The sequence below is a fragment of the Mesorhizobium sp. CA13 genome (genome assembly GCF_020165235.1).
GTDB lineage: Bacteria > Pseudomonadota > Alphaproteobacteria > Rhizobiales > Rhizobiaceae > Mesorhizobium.
Window position 1 is genome coordinate 19,284 of record NZ_JAIUHS010000003.1, and the last position, 16,945, is coordinate 36,228.

At 59.4% G+C, this 16,945-nt stretch carries 14 protein-coding genes; 1 reads left to right on the forward strand and 13 read right to left on the reverse strand.

Going from position 1 to position 16,945, the window contains the following annotated elements; genetic code table 11:
• Positions 1-74: 74 nt before the first annotated feature.
• The 12 genes from LB566_RS09035 to LB566_RS09090 form a co-directional block, all read right to left on the reverse strand.
• The gene (locus LB566_RS09035) at positions 75-554 is read right to left on the reverse strand and encodes a helix-turn-helix domain-containing protein (protein ID WP_224624150.1); all 480 of its coding nucleotides are present in this window, start codon (positions 552-554) and stop codon (positions 75-77) included.
• A gap of 156 nt (positions 555-710) precedes the next feature.
• The gene (locus tag LB566_RS09040) at positions 711-1,145 is read right to left on the reverse strand and encodes a hypothetical protein (RefSeq protein WP_224624151.1); all 435 of its coding nucleotides are present in this window, start codon (positions 1,143-1,145) and stop codon (positions 711-713) included.
• A 571-nt stretch (positions 1,146-1,716) separates the two neighbouring features.
• Positions 1,717-2,754 (reverse strand): AraC family transcriptional regulator, encoded by a 1,038-nt coding sequence (locus LB566_RS09045; RefSeq protein ID WP_224624152.1) that lies wholly within the window; start codon positions 2,752-2,754, stop codon positions 1,717-1,719.
• A gap of 68 nt (positions 2,755-2,822) precedes the next feature.
• Complete coding sequence (locus tag LB566_RS09050; protein ID WP_140552140.1) at positions 2,823-3,023, reverse strand: hypothetical protein; 201 nt, start codon at positions 3,021-3,023, stop codon at positions 2,823-2,825.
• A gap of 61 nt (positions 3,024-3,084) precedes the next feature.
• Entirely contained in the window at positions 3,085-3,792 is a 708-nt protein-coding gene (locus LB566_RS09055) for an MgtC/SapB family protein (protein WP_181172550.1), read from the reverse strand.
• Positions 3,793-3,829: 37 nt separating this feature from the next.
• On the reverse strand, positions 3,830-5,011 hold the full coding sequence (locus tag LB566_RS09060) for an alpha/beta hydrolase (RefSeq protein ID WP_140552139.1): 1,182 nt from the start codon (positions 5,009-5,011) through the stop codon (positions 3,830-3,832).
• A gap of 18 nt (positions 5,012-5,029) precedes the next feature.
• Positions 5,030-5,908 carry an META domain-containing protein gene (locus LB566_RS09065; protein ID WP_224624153.1) on the reverse strand — a complete coding sequence of 293 codons (879 nt, stop codon included), beginning with the start codon at positions 5,906-5,908 and terminating at the stop codon, positions 5,030-5,032.
• Between the two features lie 69 nt (positions 5,909-5,977).
• A complete protein-coding gene (locus tag LB566_RS09070) occupies positions 5,978-9,139 on the reverse strand; it encodes an efflux RND transporter permease subunit (protein WP_224624154.1) in 3,162 nt (1,053 codons plus the stop codon).
• Positions 9,136-10,272, reverse strand: a complete 1,137-nt coding sequence (locus tag LB566_RS09075; protein WP_224624155.1) for an efflux RND transporter periplasmic adaptor subunit — start codon at positions 10,270-10,272, stop codon at positions 9,136-9,138. Before LB566_RS09075 ends, LB566_RS09070 begins: the two co-directional genes overlap by 4 nt.
• Before the next feature lie 21 nt (positions 10,273-10,293).
• A complete protein-coding gene (locus tag LB566_RS09080; protein WP_224624156.1) occupies positions 10,294-10,875 on the reverse strand; it encodes an HdeD family acid-resistance protein in 582 nt (193 codons plus the stop codon).
• Positions 10,876-11,093: 218 nt separating this feature from the next.
• The gene (locus LB566_RS09085) at positions 11,094-12,536 is read right to left on the reverse strand and encodes a metal-dependent hydrolase family protein (RefSeq protein WP_224624157.1); all 1,443 of its coding nucleotides are present in this window, start codon (positions 12,534-12,536) and stop codon (positions 11,094-11,096) included.
• Positions 12,537-12,617: 81 nt separating this feature from the next.
• The gene (locus LB566_RS09090) at positions 12,618-13,811 is read right to left on the reverse strand and encodes a succinylglutamate desuccinylase/aspartoacylase family protein (protein WP_224624158.1); all 1,194 of its coding nucleotides are present in this window, start codon (positions 13,809-13,811) and stop codon (positions 12,618-12,620) included.
• Between the two features lie 459 nt (positions 13,812-14,270).
• On the opposite strand from LB566_RS09090, the gene LB566_RS09095 reads away from it, so the two are divergent.
• On the forward strand, positions 14,271-15,326 hold the full coding sequence (locus LB566_RS09095; RefSeq protein ID WP_224624159.1) for a helix-turn-helix domain-containing protein: 1,056 nt from the start codon (positions 14,271-14,273) through the stop codon (positions 15,324-15,326).
• Here the strand turns inward: LB566_RS09095 and LB566_RS09100 are convergent.
• A complete protein-coding gene (locus LB566_RS09100; protein WP_140552131.1) occupies positions 15,323-16,753 on the reverse strand; it encodes a basic amino acid/polyamine antiporter in 1,431 nt (476 codons plus the stop codon). The genes LB566_RS09095 and LB566_RS09100 overlap by 4 nt on opposite strands.
• Positions 16,754-16,945: the final 192 nt, after the last annotated feature.

Below are 16,945 nucleotides of genomic sequence, written 5' to 3' on the forward strand. Positions count from 1 at the left end.
ATATGGGTTTGACGTATATTTCTTGTAGCTTGTGTGATGATCTCCAGGCGCCCCCGACCTCTGCCAGGAATCCGTCACTGTCTTGAAGAAAGGGACAATCCCAATGAATTGTTGATCAGAAGGTTGCTCAGGATGCCAGCATCCGCGACTGGCTCATCCACAGTCAGCCAAGTCGAATGCTTGACGCCCTGCCACCCGAGTTCGCGCGCTTCTCTTGGAGAGATGCCGAACTCTGTTTTGAACATCCGGCTGTAGGTAGACGGATCGTGGAAGCCCCATGCTTCGGCTATGCTGGAGATCGTTCGCTTGTCCGAACTGTCCGCCAGGGCGTCGCGCGTTTTGAGCAGCCGCTTGCGTCGCACATAGTTGGACACACCGCCTACCGGCTCGAAAATCCGGTAGAGACGGGAGCGCGAGACACCGACCGCACGGCAGAGTTTGTTGGGCGTCAAGTCGGGATCGCTCAACCTCTCCGCGATACGCTTGGCAATCCGAGCGGCAGACACGGCGTTCACAGGCCCTTGCGCCTCTGCCAGATGATCTTTTGTCGGCATAAGAGCAGCCGCGGAAATATTGGCGGTCGCGGTAACGATATGGGGTAGATCCGCTTCTCTCAAGTGAGGAAGTGAGCGGTGCAGAAGAACCGCGTAGTGGGCAAGAAAATCAAGCGCTGCGTCGCTGGCTTCGATTTTCGATGATCTGGTTGCCGGCTATGTGCGCGGCAGAAAAAGTGTGATGAACAGGTCGTCGTTGCTCACTCCAACATCGGGCAGGGCCAGACACCTCATGCGGGGCCGACGAGATATCATCTCGCCCCCGGCACAACGCGAGAACGGCACCGACAGCATCCAGTGATCCAACAGCGGTCGTCTGCGATGTTCCCATTGTATCTCGTAACCGGCGCCTGGAATTTCGATGGAACTCAACGCCAGATCGCCCAACTGCCATACCTGATGACGAGCCGGGAACGCGGAGTGCTCAGCTCGAAGAAGCTGTATTTCGGCAACCCCGGTAAACCATGATCGATAGAAATCAAACTGTTCGGCTGGGGGCGCCAACAAGCTACTTACGTCGATGGCGCATCTTAGAGGTTCATCCGCAAAAGGGTCGGTGGGAACGCCGGCAGCGGTTACTCTCGCGTCCATAACAAACTCCTGTCGTACAAGAGACGCCGAAGTATAGGCAACTCAAGGGGTCGGCAGGCCGTTTCCCGCAAGGAAACCGACAATAAAACACGCCTCAACCTGCCGCCGCGGATGAGATCGATTTTGAGACAATCTTAAGCCGGAGATACGCCCCTAGAGTGGGCTAGGAATCCCAAACATAGGCAATGCGTTTATTTCTCGTGGAAACGGGGACAGCGTTTTTCCCATCGTATTTACCCTTGCAACCATGGCCATTCTCGTCGGCGCCGAGCGCGCCATGTGGAGTGACCCTTGCATTCTCTTGCTTGCGACCAACCGGTCGGAAGGTCTGTTGCGACCCACAGAGGTCGCGACATGAGAATCTCCTGACGGCCAACCAATTTCTATCCACTTTCCGACGGAGTGCGTGAAAGCTCTCGGGATTGGGGTGGTTCAGTAGGCAATAGGCCGAATGCGGGCTGCACAAGCTGTGATGAGGCTCTATGCGTAGGTATGTTCTTGGCTTGGGACCGGGGGGCCGGCATTTCTGCCGACTGCCTCCGTCCAACAGGAGCCGACGGCTCCATCCTGATCAAAATGCCTGGGGCCCCGCGTTAACCAGCCTCGGATCGGCAGGTTGGGCATCCCATCGGTCTGGTGCTGTGTGTCTCCAGAAGCGTCGACGCGCCTCACTGGGGGAGCATCCGAAGATTGACATATAGGCTCCAGCGAAACGGCCCAGGTGCCAGAAACCAAAGCTCATGGCGATATCGGTGATCGAGAGGCGATCGCCCTGCGTCAGGATAAGGCCGTGCGCGGCCCGAAGCCGCCGCTCCCGCTCGTAAGCTCGAGGGCTGACTCCCAGACGTTCCTGAAAGGCGCGCTCCAACATTCGCTCGCCAATGCCCAGTACCTCGCAGACTGCACTGACGGAAACAGGGCTATGAGGCTTTGCCTCCAGAATGGCCAGGGTAGCGTCAACGATATCGCGCCGATCGCTGGAGCCGGGGGCGCGGGGGGACGGTTGCTCTGTGAGGGAAAGCACCCGCGCGAGCGCGGCGCCCGCTTCGCTCGCCGCAACGGCCAGGCCGGCACTTAGGTCATAGCCACGCTGTGCTGCAGCTTCCGCGAACCCGACGGTTCGCAGCAGCTTCTGCTGAAGCTCCAGTTCGGCTCCTGCCGTGAGGCGTTGCTCATGTATCCCTGGCGTCAACGAGCTCCTCTGGCCCAGGTGGGAGGCTGATGCCGTGCGCAGAGACTCGAGCGCGGACCCACGCAGACCGATCCGCATGAGGCGATAGCTTCCTGGCATCTCCAGCTTGAATTCCGTTCCCGGGCCGATGATCCGCAATTGCGGTACTTCACTCCGTTGTCCGTTGAAGGTTGTGCCTTCGCCCCAGAGGAACACCGCCGTCAACGCATCGTCATTGATCGCCCCAGCCATGGCGATGCCACCCTTGTCCCGCAAATCGAGGACGAACGTGTCGCCATAGTCTATCGTTGCAAGGCTCGATGCATGGCGCTGCTCGCCAATCTGCTGGATATGGAATTCCGCGTCGGGATCAGACTCGCGGGTGCGCGCGACCACGGAATTATATTGGCGGGCGTACCAGTTAGGAGCCTCCAACAACGAGGGCCTCTCCAAGTCTTTTGTCCGGACTGGGGTTGGACGCGATCGCTTTCGTCCAACTCGATAAGTCAAGCAACCGAGTCCGGCTTGTTTCTGCGGGCGATCTTTATAATCAGGAGAATGATTCCGATAGCAAAGAGAAGACAGCCAACCGTGATGCTCGATGGAGAGCCGTAGCGATAGCCCGATGCAAAAATGAGAAAGCCTATGAGCAAGAGGCCGATAGCTATCAATTTGTTTGCCAACAGGGCCTTGGTGGTTCCTTCCATTGTCGCAGCTCCTTAAATTTGACGTTTCGAGGTGGTGTCGAGGGTCTTTCTGGCTTTCGCTCTATTCGGTCTTTTCTTCCGGCTCCCAGGAAGCCGACTGAACATTCGAGTCGAGCGCGAGGTGAGCGACGACGCGTTCGACTGATTGCGCATCATCACGGTTGCTGAACAACGTTGCTTCTATTCTCATGGCGTCGCCCTCATTGATGGGATGGCTGTTAAGGGAGCGTAGGCGGAGGAGGTTTGTATTGATGGTCTGAAGCAGGATCGATCTGAGCAAATAAACATTATCCCGTGGGCATACGATCTCTATGGTGTACGTGTATTCGACGGCAGGTTGTTCCTGAGAGTGCCTTCGAAAGAATCTTGAGAAATTAGGAAGAAGCGAATTGAGTACGATAATCAGCATTGCGGTTTCCGCGGCCAGCAGCAGAAAGCCAAAGCCTACGAACACTCCGACAGAGCCAGTGCTCCAGATCGTCGCGGACGTACTCAACCCTCTTATGTTGGAACCGTCCCTGATGATCAGGCCGGCGCCAAGGAAACCAATGCCGGTTACGACCTGAGCCCCCATTCGAAGATCGAGACCTGAGCCGAGAGCGCCCGGCAGCGAGGAATATGCTGCCGCACCCAGTGCGACCAGTGCGTACGTCACAAGTCCTGTATACTGTTGCCGGTACTGGCGTTCCGCACCAATCAGCGCGCCGAGCAGCAACGCAAGCACAAGCTTCAGCAGGATTGATTGAGTTATCGCGACTTCAGCTTCCAAATGTTCATTCCGTCTTATTCAAGATGCAGGGCTTTCATCACATGGCGCCGATCTCGGGCGCCGGCTGCCGGGACACGGATTGCTGGGATGCCGACCGCTTCAGGATTGTGAGCGGCAGGTGGAGAACGAGGAAGGCGTTGTTGAAGATGATCTGCCGGGCCTCTTCGGCTTTGTCTTCGACCGGCATATCTTCGTTCACGATGAGACGACGCAGCAGATGCCCGGACCCCAACAGCTTCATCAGTGTTTCCGATGTTGCGAAGCCGCTGTGTCCGCCGCCGTCCACGCCGGAAATATCGATAACTTGGATGTTCTTTTTCTGAAGGAGCGGAATCTCGAAGCCACTGCCCACTCGTGGCCGGCCACCTGCGATGCGGCGCGACACGCTCAAGGCACGATCTCGCCGAGAGACAACGATCGTGAAGGGATGTGGCAGTTGGTGTATGTCCCTAACCTGGCTGCTGAAGACATCCGGATCGATATCGGGCGCGGCAAGCAAGACGCCGCGGATTCTTGAGGTCACCTCCGCCTTGCCTTGCAACGCAAGGGTGCGGAGCGCCTCCATCACGACATACGCGCCCATGGAATGGCCGACGATGAAAACACCGGTAGCGTTCGATCGAGCTGCGATTTCGATCGTTTCGGCCAAGCCGTCCCGCGCCTGCAGAGCGCTATCGCGATCGAAAAGATAGCCGCCGATGGATCCCGCCGACGCCCAGGAGAAATGAACCGGCACCGAGGAGATATGGTAGTCGTGGACGACTTGGGCATTGCGAAACAGGCCTTCGGCAAAATTGTTGTTGTAGCCGTGCACGAAGATAAACACCTCGCGTTCCGAAGGCGGACGCTTCGCCAGCATACCGTTTAACCGACCTGCGAAGGATGCCCTGTTCTCGAAGCGGACAAGATCACGAGCGGAAAAATGGCGCTTCGGATCGGGTGATGTCGATGACGTCTCGACGACGCCCGGCCGGTGTGTAGCCGGCACGACGACAGTCAACTGCGAAAAACTCAATGTCGGGGAACGATCCCGCGAATAGGGTGGTTCGGAGATAGGGGATCTTGTGCGCGTGGTGGCGACCAGGAAGCGAATAGCCGACATTTCGTTGCTAATTTGTACAGGCGAGGCAAGGCCCGTCACGGCTCTTGGACCGGCGCAGCTTTGCACCAGCAACGCCAGCGAGATAACCAACACAAATCGTCCTGCGGGGTTCTGCATCCTGCTGGCCGCGCCGGCTTATCTTTGTAAACTCACCAGCCTTTGGCCATCCTTGTCCAACAGTTGCACTCGTCCTGTCTGTGGGGCTTCAAAGCGATGGACGGACCCGAGTGCCTTCAGAAGATTGCGCTCTTGATCCATGAGTGGCTGATCGCACATCATCCTCGACGAGCCGGTTTCCGAGATCGTCAGCGCTTCCCCGGTCAAGGCGAAGCCGCCAAAGAACCGATTGCACGAACCATTCCCATGGATGCGTCCATTCGGCTCGAAGGCAAGGGTTGGTTTCGAACCCGCGACCGTGGTTTCTTCTCGAATCTCGTCCACGAGCCAATCTCCGTGAAGGAGGTCGCCCGGCTCTCCGGCGCAGCCCTCAAATTTCCGGTCGCCAAGGATGACGGTCGCGGTTTGGGGGTATGGCATTCCGCTCATGGTATCGACGCATATTTTGGCAGCGACGGTCACCGCGAGTTGCCGGCCGCCGACCGTTGCCAAATAGGTGTCGGCGTCGCCTTGCCTCGTAGGGCTCGGAGCCGGCTTAACCGTGAAGGTCTCGCCCCCTAAGGCGTTGAAGCTGAGCGCGGTGTCCGAGATACTGATCTGCCAACTCGGCTCGTTGCCGCGTGCGGTCAGCGATGCGGCCTCTGCATTGCCGGTCGCGGTGGCGAACACCGACAACACCGCAAGTGAAGCGGCTAATGGTGGAGACGAGCAGGAATCTGGGCTCACGGTTGCAGCCTCCAGGCGAAGCGTCACTGAATTCGAAGGCCGCCCGGAAACCGGCCTCTGGCGGGGCAGCTTCGCCAAAATATTGCGCCGAATGTACTGACATCCGGCCGTCAGTCTATCGTCGCGGTTCGGGAAACGAGTCCATTCGGCGAAAAATGGACGCAAAGCCAAGAATTGAGATTCCAAGAATATGGATGATGGCCGCGGACCATCTCGGCCGCCCTTTGGCGAGGACGAACCTCAACGGGATGGTTCGATCGTATCGAGGCGTTCCGCACGGTCTTCCGGACGCCGGAACGACAGATACTCGGTTGCTTTCTGGACGACAAAATAGACCGAGGGAATGATCAGCAGGCCGATCGTGGTAGCCGCGGCCATGCCCCCGAAGATTGTGACGCCAACAGCCCGCCGCGCGCCGGCGCCCGCGCCGGTCGACACGACAAGAGGAATGATCCCGAGGATGAAGGAGACCGCGGTCATCATGACCGCCCTGAAGCGCTGCTCGGCCCCGGTCCGCGCGGCCTCCACTATGCTCTGTCCTTCATCGCGGCGCTCCTTGGCGAATTCCACGATCAGGATGGCATTCTTCGCCGCCAGCCCAATCAGCAGCACCATGGCGATCTGCACGTAGAGGCTGTTCTGCAATCCGAAGACCTTCAATGCCGCGATGGCGCCGAAGAGAGCCGCTCCGAGCGAAAGGATGACGACCAACGGAAGCGACCAGCTCTCGTATTGGGCGACAAGGAAGAGATAGGCAAAGAGGAACGCCAGCGCGAAGACCAGACCCTCCTGGCCACTGCCGCGACGTTCTTGAAACGACAGGCCCGACCATTCGAAACCATAGCCGTTCGGCAAAACCTGGGCCGCTGTCTTCTCCATTGCGTCCATGGCGCCGCCGCTCGAGCTTCCAGGTGCGGTAATGGCGTTTATCGGAGCGGCGACCGACAGGTTGTAGCGCTGGATGGCGAACGGCGACAGGATCGTCGTCAGCGACGTCAGAGTGTTCAAGGGCACCATGGTGCCGTTCCGGCTGCGCACGTGCAGGTCCAAGATGTCTTCCGCATGGGCACGGAAATCGGCATCGGCCTGCAGATTGACCTGGAACACGCGGCCGTTGAGCGTAAAATCATTTACGTAGCGCGACCCGAAAGCCGCGCCGATCGTGGAGTAGACGTCCGACACGCTTACCCCGAGCGCCTCGGCACGCGTTCTGTCCACGTCGACATAGACTTGCGGGACATTGGCGCTGAAGGTGGTGGCGGCCCCGCCGAGTTCGGGCAGGTGATTGAAGGCGCCAAGCAGGGCGCTGACGACCTGCGCGATCTCCTGCGGCGGTTGCCCTTCTAGCGCCTGCAGGCGGAAGTCCAAGCCACCGACCGAGCCGATGCCGGCGATCGCCGGCGGAGCGAACACGGCGACATTCGCGCCGGGGATCTGGGAGAATTTCATCCGCAGCGCCTGCAGGATGCCGGCGAGCTGCAGTTCCCTGGACGTGCGCTCGTCCCAGGGCTTCAGCGCCGCGACCGCCATTGCGCCGCTGGGCGAACTCGTCGACTGAAGGATGCTGAATCCCGCAACCGTGATGACATCTTGCACGCCGCCGGTGTCGGCCAGAATCTTGCGCACGTCCTCCACGATGGCTTTCGTGCGATCGAGTGAAGCGGCATTGGGCAACTGGATGTCGATGAACAGCGCGCCCTGGTCCTCGTCGGGCAGGAAAGTCGACGGCAGCCCGGTGAAGATTAGATAGGCGGCGCCAAAACAGGCAAGCAATCCCGCCAAAGGCACGTACCAATGCCGCACCAGAAACCCGACGAGGCGTCCATAGCCGTCGCGCGTCCTGTTCATGAATGCCGTGAACCAGGCCAAGGGGCCGCGCTTGAAATGACCCGCATGGCGCCGCAGAAGCAGTGCGGCCAACGCCGGGCTCAGGGTCAATCCGACAAACGAGGAAATCACCAGCGCCGAAGACAGCGTCACGGCGAACTGCCGGTAGAGCTGGCCACCTATGCCGCCGAGAAACGCTGTCGGCGTCACCACGGCCAGCAGCACCAGGGTCGTGGATATGATCGGCCCGGTGATCTGGTGCATCGCCTTGCGCGTGGCGTCGGCGACCCCGATGTCCGGCGTATCCTCCAGCACATGCTTGACGTTCTCAACGACAAGGATGGCATCATCCACCACCAGGCCGATTGCCAGCACCAGCGCCAGAAGAGAAACCATGTTCAGCGAATAGCCGGCGGCAAACAGCACCGCCAAGGCGCCGAGCATGGAAACCGGGATGGCAAGCGCCGATATGAACGTGGCGCGCCAATCCTGCAGGAAGACATAGGTGACCGCGAGAACGATCAGGAACGCTTCAAGCAGGGTTCGGGTCGTCAGCGAGATGCTGGCATTCACGAAGCGGGTCGCGTCGTAGACGATGTGGTACTGCATGCCTTTGGGAAAGCGTGACGAAAGGCGCTCCAGTTCGGCGCGTACCGAGGCCGCGGTCTGGATGGCGTTGGCGCCGGGCGACTGGTTGATCTGCATCATCGCCGATGCGTGTCCGGCAAAGCTGGCACTCGAAGCATAGTTTCGCGCGCCGAGCTCGAGCCGCGCGATGTCGCGCAGGTAGACCTTGGCCCCCGACGAGCCCGTGCGCACGACGATGTCGCCGAACTCCTCGACGCTCCTCAGCCGCCCCTGCGCGACCAGCGTGTACTGCAGCTCCGAGCCTTGCGCCTGCGGCGGCGCGCCCGCCTGCCCGAGTGTCGCCTGGATGTTCTGGCGTTGGATGGCGGCTGAGACATCGTCGGGCGTCAGCCCAAGCGCATCCATGCGCTGTGGGTTGAGCCATACCCTCATCGAGTATTCCGAGGCCCCCGCAACCGAAGCCTCACCGACGCCCCGCACACGCGATATCGTGTCGGCGATGGTCGTGGTGATGAAATTCGTGATCGCCAGCGCATCGAGGCTGTCGTCCGGTGAATAGAAAGCGATACCAAGGATGAAATCCGGCGAGCGAGCGCGCACGGACACGCCTTGCTGCGCAACCGCCGCCGGCAGGCGCGAGATCGCCAGTTGGGCACGGTTCTGTACGTTGATCTGCGCCGTCTCGGGGTCGGTTCCGACTTCGAAGGTCACCGACAGCGTGTATTGGCCGGCGTTGGAGCTGGTGGACGACATGTACATCATGTGATCCACGCCATTTATGGCCGTCTCCAGCGGGCCACCGACGACGTCGGCGATGACTTCCGCGCTTGCTCCCGGATAGGAGGCCGACACTGTCACCGTTGGAGGGCTGATCTGCGGGTATTGCTGTATGGGAAGAGAAAACACCGCTATCGCACCGGCGATCGAAATGATGATTGAGATAACGATCGCGAGCCGGGTGCGGGTGATGAACAGGTCCGAGATCATTGCGTGCCCTCGCTTTCGCGCGGGGTGACCTGCTGACCATCGGAAACGCGCTGCAGTCCTTCGACGACGATCGTCTCGCCGCCTTTCAATCCGCTCGTCGCTGCCCAGCGATTGTCGATGCGCGCACCGGTCGTGATCGCCTGCCTGGTCACGGTATTGTTGTCGTTGAGCACGAAGACGAACTTGCCCTGGCGGTCCTGAAGAACGGACGCCATCGGCACCATCGGCAATTTTCTGGCGTCTTCATCGACGACTGTCAGCCGGACGAATTGGCCTGGCGCCAATATATGGTCGGGGTTGGGGAACAGCGCGCGGACGGCGACGGTGCCGGTCTGCTGGTTGACCTCATTGTCGATGAACTGCACCCGCCCCGGCGAAGCGAATTCGGTGCCGTTGGCGAGCAACAGGCTCAGGCGAAACCCGTTCGGATCGATTTTCTGGCCGCCGGCCAGTTTCTGCCTGATGTCGACCAAGGTGCTGTCGGCGATCGAAAATGCGACGCGAATAGGGTCGAGTTGCACGATGCGCGCCAATGGCGCGGAGCCGGGCCCCACGAGATTGCCGCGCGTCGCCAGGGAGCGGCCGATGGTGCCATCGATGGGAGACCTGATCTGAGCATAGGAAAGATTGAGTTCAGCCGTATGGAGCGCAGCGTTGGCGCTTTGGACATCCGCCGCGGCGACATCGAATGCAGCCTGCGCATCGTCCAGCGTGGCCTGAGCAATAGTCCTGCGATTGAGCAGGTCCCTGGCGCGCGACAGGCTTTGTTGCGCGGCATTGCGGGTGGCTTCGGATCGCGCCACTTGTGCTTGGGCCGACATCACCGCCGCCGACAGTTGATCCGGCTCGATTTCGAAAAGCAGATCGCCCTCCTTCACACGCTGGCCTTCCGAAAACCGGATCTCCTTCAACAGGCCGGACACGCGCGCCTGAATGTCGACCGCGTCGATGGCCTCGACCTGCGCGTTGTATGTCAGCGGCGCGTTTGCTGGACCGGACTGGACTTTCTGCACGACCACCGGCACGGGCGCCGGCTGCGCGGTCTGCGTACGTGCCGCGCCCGCGAAGCCGGCCACGCCGACCAGCATTGCAGCCGCCACGATCTTGGCTCGAAAATCAAAATTGCTTTTCATCATGGGCCCTCGCATCCCGCTCTAAAGCCAACCCTTCGTCCTGCGCACGCTCAGCGCAATGACGAGATACGCCAGTCCGGCAATCATCATGGAAAATCCGGCCACCAAGCCAGTTGGCATCTCTCTGACGATCGGCCACTTCAACAGTATGGAGAAGGCAGCAAATATGGCGACGATTCCGGAAACGGCGAACCAATACCAGCCGCCGACTTTCCTGACTTCCGTGGCAATGATTAGTTGAAGAATACCGTGGACGAATAGTACAAATGCTATGAACAGTGATATTGCGGCCGATGCTTTTATAGGGTTGAAGTAAATCATGATGCCGCCGATGAGCTCGAAGAAGCCGGTCAGTTCCTGCCACACGAAACCCGCCCAACTTTTGATCCAGAGAGATTGGATGACCTTGATGACGCCGACTGCCATCAGGGCCACGGCGAACACGACGTTGGATGCGAAATTGGAAACGGTGGGAACTGCGACTGAAAAAACACCGCCCGCAAGCAGGAGGATCCCAAAGAGCAGAAACCTGCGCCACTTGCTCTGCTCGATTTCGGCCCGTTCATATGGCGTTGCAGGCGGGTGATCTGATTTTTCTGGCATGTCCCCGTTCCATGCAGGTTCTAAATATCGATCTCGCACCCTGCGGACAGACCGGACGGAACGTCAGGAGCCAGTCTGGCCGCCTCTCGGCGAGATTTCCCGATGACGACGGCTGCGTGGTCGAGATCTTCTTGCGCCCTTGCTTCGTCAGGTCCGTGAGGCCGTGTCGGATACTGATCGCTGCGACGTGAATGCGGCATACGGCTTTCCGCTGGCTTTCAAAGGGTACTCTTGTGCAGCCGGCCGTCCTTCATGATGACGACGAAATTCTTGTGCGGATCCTCGATCAGCCGGATGTCGTCGAGCGGGTTGCCGTCCACGACCAGGAGGTCCGCGAAAGCTCCTTCCTCGATGACGCCGAGCTTGCCAGGATAAGGGTTGCGCAGATTGGAGAGCGCGAGCAGTTCGGCATTGCCGGAGGTCGCCATCTGCAGGACTTCGGCGTTCTTGTACCAGTTGGCTAAATGCGTGAGCATCATGCTCTGGCGCGGACCCAACGCGGGCGAGAACAGCACGTCGGAACCCCAGGCCGTCTTGATGCCGTGCTTGCGAGCGAAGGCATATATCTTCGGCGTGCCTGAGAAAAGCTGCTGGGCGCGGTCGGCGCTAGGTCCGGTCAGCGGGCCTGTGTCCTCCGCTGTCAGGAAAGGCTGGGTGCTGAGCCATGCGCCCTTCTCGGCGATCATGGCCGCCGTGTCCTCGTCCATCAGATGCGCGTGCTCGATCGACTGCACCCCGGCTGCCAGCGCGCGCCGTATCGCGCGAGACGTATAGGCGTGCACGGTAACGTAGGTGTTCCAATCCTGTGCCACCTCGACGCCCGCCCGCAACTCTTCTTCGCTGAAGGTGACTATGTCCAGCGGACTGCGCGGCGACGATACGCCACCGCTGCCCACCAACTTTATCTGTGAGGCGCCTTGAAGAAGCTGTTCCCGGATACGCATCTTCAGGTCGCCGATATCGTCGACTATGGCCGAGCCGCCCAGCAGCTCTCCTTTGCTGAGCTTGCCGCCGTCGCGCGGAATCTCGCTCGGCAGGCGAAGATCGGCGTGGCCCCCGGAGGTCGTGATCATTGCGCCTGAGGGATAGATGCGCGGGCCAGGGATCAGCCCCGTGTCGATGGCCTGCTTGAAGGAGAAGGAAGGGCCTCCCAGATCGCGTATGGCGGTGAAGCCGCGACTGAGCGTGCGATCCGCCTCGGCGGTGGACGCGGCGAAGATAATTCCCGGGTCGCCGTTGAGCAGGATGTTGACAGGGACCGCCGCGAAGATTGCATGCCAATGCGCGTCGATCAGCCCTGGCATGAGGACGCCATTGCGGCATTTGATGATGGTAGCGTCGTTCGGGGGAGGGGCATTCGTCATATCGATTCCGGAAATCCTGTTGTCCTCCACCAGGATTTGAGCGCCATCCTTCACCATGCCTGACTTGCCGTCGAATAACCGAACCTCGCGAAACAGGATTTTGGAGGGCGGCGTAGCCGTCTGCGCGAACGACGGCTTGGTCAGGACGCCGGCAATGGTCGCGACCCCGATGCCGGAAAGAAAGCTACGCCGGGAAAAGGCTTCCAGGCGACGGGAAGCCCTTTGAAGATCGGGATTGAAACAGCCGCAACCGGATCTGTGAACAAGGTGACCGTACTTCGAGCCTAGCCGCAGCATGTCTCTTTTGCCTCCGGTTGAGCGACACTGCACGTTGCCGACGGCGGCTTCGTGTCGCGGTTCTTGTCGTTTCAGGTCCCGTTACTCGACCAACACATCGCCGCCGACAGGATTGGCGCTGTCAAAGATGAGGAATACGATCGGAGTTCCGGGTTCGGCTGTCGCATCGGTCCGCCTGGCGCCAACTTTGCCGCCGAGGGTCACGGGATATTCCGCCACGACTTCACCGAACGTGTTCCTCTGGATGGCAACCTTCCGGCCGGGCTGCACAGTTTCATTGAGCTCGACCAGCAATTCGACGAAGCCGCCATGCGTTGCGATGACGGGGAACATGCCGTCCGCGACGAAAACGTTCGAATCCTTGCTGGTTCTGCCGACAGGACCTGAAATTATTCCGTGATGCTTGATGACGTTCATCGTCCCTTCGATGAACAGGATGATCATCGCGTGATCGAAGATCCGCGGCTTGCCGATCTCGGGCGTGAAGGCTGGAATGCCCGCATCGATGAGGGCATTGGCAAGAAGGCCCGGCTCGCCAAAGTTGTCGAAAATCTGATCGACCGGATAGAGTTCCGCCATCGCGCGCACTTCGGGGAGATCCATGCGCGCGAGGTGGAACGCCGTCGCGTCCATACCCGTGGCGGCCGTATGAAAATCGATCGCGTAGTCGAGGTTTGACCGCAAAAGCCGGTTGAATATCAGGCCGGCGTGGCGCGTCGGGGCGTCGGGAGCGCCCTCATTGCCAGGGAACAACCGATTGATGTCGATCAGGTCGATCCCGCGCCCAGAATTCGGCCATCGCCGTTCCATGCCCTCCATTGCGGGGCGTGAAATGTCGAATACGGCCATCACGGATCCGGACATCGCGGCCGGATCGAGCTCGCGCATTACGGATTGCACCGTGTGAATGGGGCTCATTTCGTCGCCATGCACCCCGCTCGTCAGCCCCAGCCGTTTGCCCGGGGCTGCCCCCTTGGCGACCATCACCGAGACGTACCAGTGCTGGCCCGTCGGCATCTGTACGCCCTGGAAATAAAAGCTGTGCTTGCCTGGTTCCAGATCCGCGATGTCAAGCGAACTGATGACTTTCTTTCCGTCGATGACATCGCCGGTATAGATGGTCCCCGACGTCCCTGCGGGAGACGCACTTGCAGCTGCCGAGCCCGTTTGCGCCTGCGCCGGCCCGGCGATGAGCGCAGCGGCGGCGCCGATCGTAGCGACCGATGCGATCATGAAGTCGCGACGTCCGAGGCCCTCGCTGGTTTCATTCGCCATGGCTGTGGTCCCTGCCGGATGAGGATCATGTTGGATCTCGTGATGCCTGCGAGGGCGCTGGATCATCCTCACCGATCCCCGTTGAGCACGTGGTCTCCGGGCATTAGTCCACAAGACGTTTCAGGGAGTACAGCCTCCAAGAAGAAAAATGGACCGGTAGTCTATGATTGGGATGCTTTGCATACTGAGTTGAGAGCCACCACAACAACCCGTGTGAAAAAGCGTTCGATATGACTCAAGCCACCTTCGCGACTGCCGTCGGGCGCAATTCAGACCAGTCCGCTACTGATTACATCAAGTGGGCTAGATGGCACGTTGACGATTTGTTAACATGATTTCATGCTGACGGTAGACAGGCAGTACATCCGTCCCGACACTGCTGCTTGGATCGTCTATTTTAGAACGAACTAATGTACTTGCGATAGTCCGTATTGCGCCAACAAAAGACGGATAATTGCTATGGATGCTATAGTTCATGCCGCTGGGCTATCCAGAGGAGCAGGTGCCGAGAAGGCGCTGCAATGCGCCGTCGACATCGATACCTCCACGGCACCACCTGCCGAGCAATTCGACCTGTTTCGAAGCTGGTATCAGGGTGTTGCCGATACTGAACTTCTGCAAAAACAGAGCCATTCGTTTCCAGCGCATGAAACAGTGTGGGATTTGGGAACGTTGACGGTCATGTTCCTCGAATTGCCTGGCAGTGGCTACCGCTGCCGTTGGCGGCATTTGAAAAACCCTTCGGTAGACAATTGGTATTTGAGCCTGCCCTTGTCCAAGGGCAGGCATCCTGGAAATTGGCAGGTCGTGAAAACGACGCTGCAATCTTTTGCAGAGCCCTATGAGTGCGTGACGGAGAACGATGCCCTCCTTGCCGTTTTCCTGCCACGCGACCTGCCTTTCATCCAATCATCCAGGTTTGAAATACGTGAGGAGTCGAAAAGACTCCTGGCAGACTACATGCTTCTGCTGCACCGTTCCCTTTCCGATTTGAGGGCCGTGGATGTATCGCACATTGCCACTGCCACCACCAATCTGCTGGCTGCGTGCGTGTCTCCCTCGCATGACCGCATCACCGAGGCGAAGCGTGTGATCGACGCCGTGATCGCCGAGCGCGCTGCCAAAATCATTGCACAAAGTTTGAATGATCAGTCCTTGGCATCCGACAGGCTTTGCCGCGAACTCGGTGTGTCCCGCTCTCGCCTCTACCGGATATTTGAACCGGCTGGAGGTGTTTCGAATTATATTCGCCACAAACGCCTGCTCAAGACACGCGATATACTTTCCAACAGCCTGGATGGGCGACCGATCTCCGCCATTGCCGGGGATTGGGGCTTCACGGATCCGTCGGCGTATAGCCGGATGTTCAGGAAGGAATTCGGCATTACGCCAAAGGAGGCCCGCGTGGAAGGCTGGCAAGGCGCCCAGGCCTCGAGCTCGCAGCAGATCATGCAGGCTGACAGCAGGGCGCACACGCTGAGTGGTCTTCTGCTGCGAAACAGCTTTGGGCCCTAGACTGCGATGGCGCCGGCAAGGATGCCGTAGATTGCCGCGACCGCGCCAAGTGCGGCGACGACGAACATCCCCATCTCGGCGGGAGTAAACACCCTCTGCCCCCGCTCCTTCCGAGCCATGACGAAGAGGATCGTGCCCGGTCCATAGATGACGGCCGAGAGCAGCAGGTGCTTGGCGCTGGCGGCGTAGATGAGACCGGCCGTATAGATCAATGCTATCGCTGCCCTTGCGAAATCGACGCGCCGCGCTGCGGGATCGTTCTCGTAGCTCTCACCGCCCCATGCGAGCTTGAACCCGTAAGCGGCGACAAGAAGATATGGGATGAGGATCATGGAACTGGTCAGCTCGAGCGCAAGCCTGAAGGCCTGTTGAGCAAAGAGCGTCAGGACCAGAAAGACCTGCACGACCGTATTGGTCAGCCAGAGCGCTCGCGACGGCACGCCATGCTTGTTTTTATGCGCAAGAAAACGCGGCATGGTCTGGTGATGTGATGCGGTGAACAGGATTTCAGCGGCCAGCAGCACCCAGGACAGATAGGCGCCGGCAACGGAGATCAGCAGGCCGAAGCTGATGAACTTGGCGCCCCATGGCCCGACCACCGCTTCCAATACGCCGGCCATGGAAGGGTTGCGCAGCGCTGTCAGCTCGGGACGAAGCATGATCCCGTAGGAGGGAATGGTGACCAGCACAAGCAGACAGAGCACGCCGAGAAAACCAAGGAGCGTCGCGACCCCGACATCCCCGCGGTTGCGTGCATAACGCGAATAGACGCTCGCACCTTCGATTCCGACAAAGACGAAAACGGTCACCAACATGGTGCCGCGAACCTGGCTCGCGATGCTGCCGACGCTGACTTCTTCCCCGCCCCAGAAATTGGCCGTGAAGATATCGGCGCTGAAGCCGTGGATAACGAAGATGATAAAGAGAAAGATCGGAATGATCTTGGCGTAGGTGACAATGGTGTTGATCGCCGCCGCTTCCTTGACGCCCCGCAGGACCAGCGAATGTACGATCCACAGAAGCATCGAGGAAATGACGATCGCCGTGATGGTATTGCCATCGCCGAACACAGGAAAGAAAAGCCCCAGCGTCGACTTTATCAGCACGAAATAGGAAACGTTACCGAGAACGGCGGCAGACCAGTAACCGAGGGCCGAGAGGAAGCCGAGATAGTTGCCAAAGCCAGCCTTGGCATAGGCATACACGCCCGCATCAAGGTCCGGCTTGCGAACCGACAAAGTCTGGAAGACGAAGGCCAACATCAGCATTCCAACGCCGGCGATGGTCCAAGCGATCATGGCCCCGAACGGACCGGTTTCGCGACCAAAGGCCTGCGGCAACGAGAAGATGCCCGCGCCGACCATCGAACCCACGACCATAGCCGTCAGGGTCCATATCGAGAATTTTTGCTGGACGGTCGAGTTCATTGAATTGGATCAACAATTCCTTTGGCGGACGGCGGTCCAGCGGCCTCATTGTTACGCCTGCAACCTAGCTCGAATCTAGCGCCCACGTGATTGGCATAAAATCCCACTAGTATACCTGACGTCCAAAACCTTTGCCTTGGTTCGTTTAACCGGTTGCCGACATTCGCATTTACTGCTTCTGATCAGACCTAA

What these genes read in the sequence shown, in the direction of transcription:
- LB566_RS09090 (WP_224624158.1), bottom strand. Translation starts at nt 13,811, where the DNA reads ATGGCGAATGAAACCAGCGAGGGCCTCGGACGTCGCGACTTCATGATC.
- LB566_RS09050 (WP_140552140.1), bottom strand. Translation starts at nt 3,023, where the DNA reads ATGGAAGGAACCACCAAGGCCCTGTTGGCAAACAAATTGATAGCTATC.
- LB566_RS09040 (WP_224624151.1), bottom strand. Translation starts at nt 1,145, where the DNA reads ATGGACGCGAGAGTAACCGCTGCCGGCGTTCCCACCGACCCTTTTGCG.
- LB566_RS09060 (WP_140552139.1), bottom strand. Translation starts at nt 5,011, where the DNA reads ATGCAGAACCCCGCAGGACGATTTGTGTTGGTTATCTCGCTGGCGTTG.
- LB566_RS09085 (WP_224624157.1), bottom strand. Translation starts at nt 12,536, where the DNA reads ATGCTGCGGCTAGGCTCGAAGTACGGTCACCTTGTTCACAGATCCGGT.
- LB566_RS09035 (WP_224624150.1), bottom strand. Translation starts at nt 554, where the DNA reads ATGCCGACAAAAGATCATCTGGCAGAGGCGCAAGGGCCTGTGAACGCC.
- LB566_RS09075 (WP_224624155.1), bottom strand. Translation starts at nt 10,272, where the DNA reads ATGAAAAGCAATTTTGATTTTCGAGCCAAGATCGTGGCGGCTGCAATG.
- LB566_RS09070 (WP_224624154.1), bottom strand. Translation starts at nt 9,139, where the DNA reads ATGATCTCGGACCTGTTCATCACCCGCACCCGGCTCGCGATCGTTATC.
- LB566_RS09100 (WP_140552131.1), bottom strand. Translation starts at nt 16,753, where the DNA reads ATGAACTCGACCGTCCAGCAAAAATTCTCGATATGGACCCTGACGGCT.
- LB566_RS09095 (WP_224624159.1), top strand. Translation starts at nt 14,271, where the DNA reads ATGGATGCTATAGTTCATGCCGCTGGGCTATCCAGAGGAGCAGGTGCC.
- LB566_RS09080 (WP_224624156.1), bottom strand. Translation starts at nt 10,875, where the DNA reads ATGCCAGAAAAATCAGATCACCCGCCTGCAACGCCATATGAACGGGCC.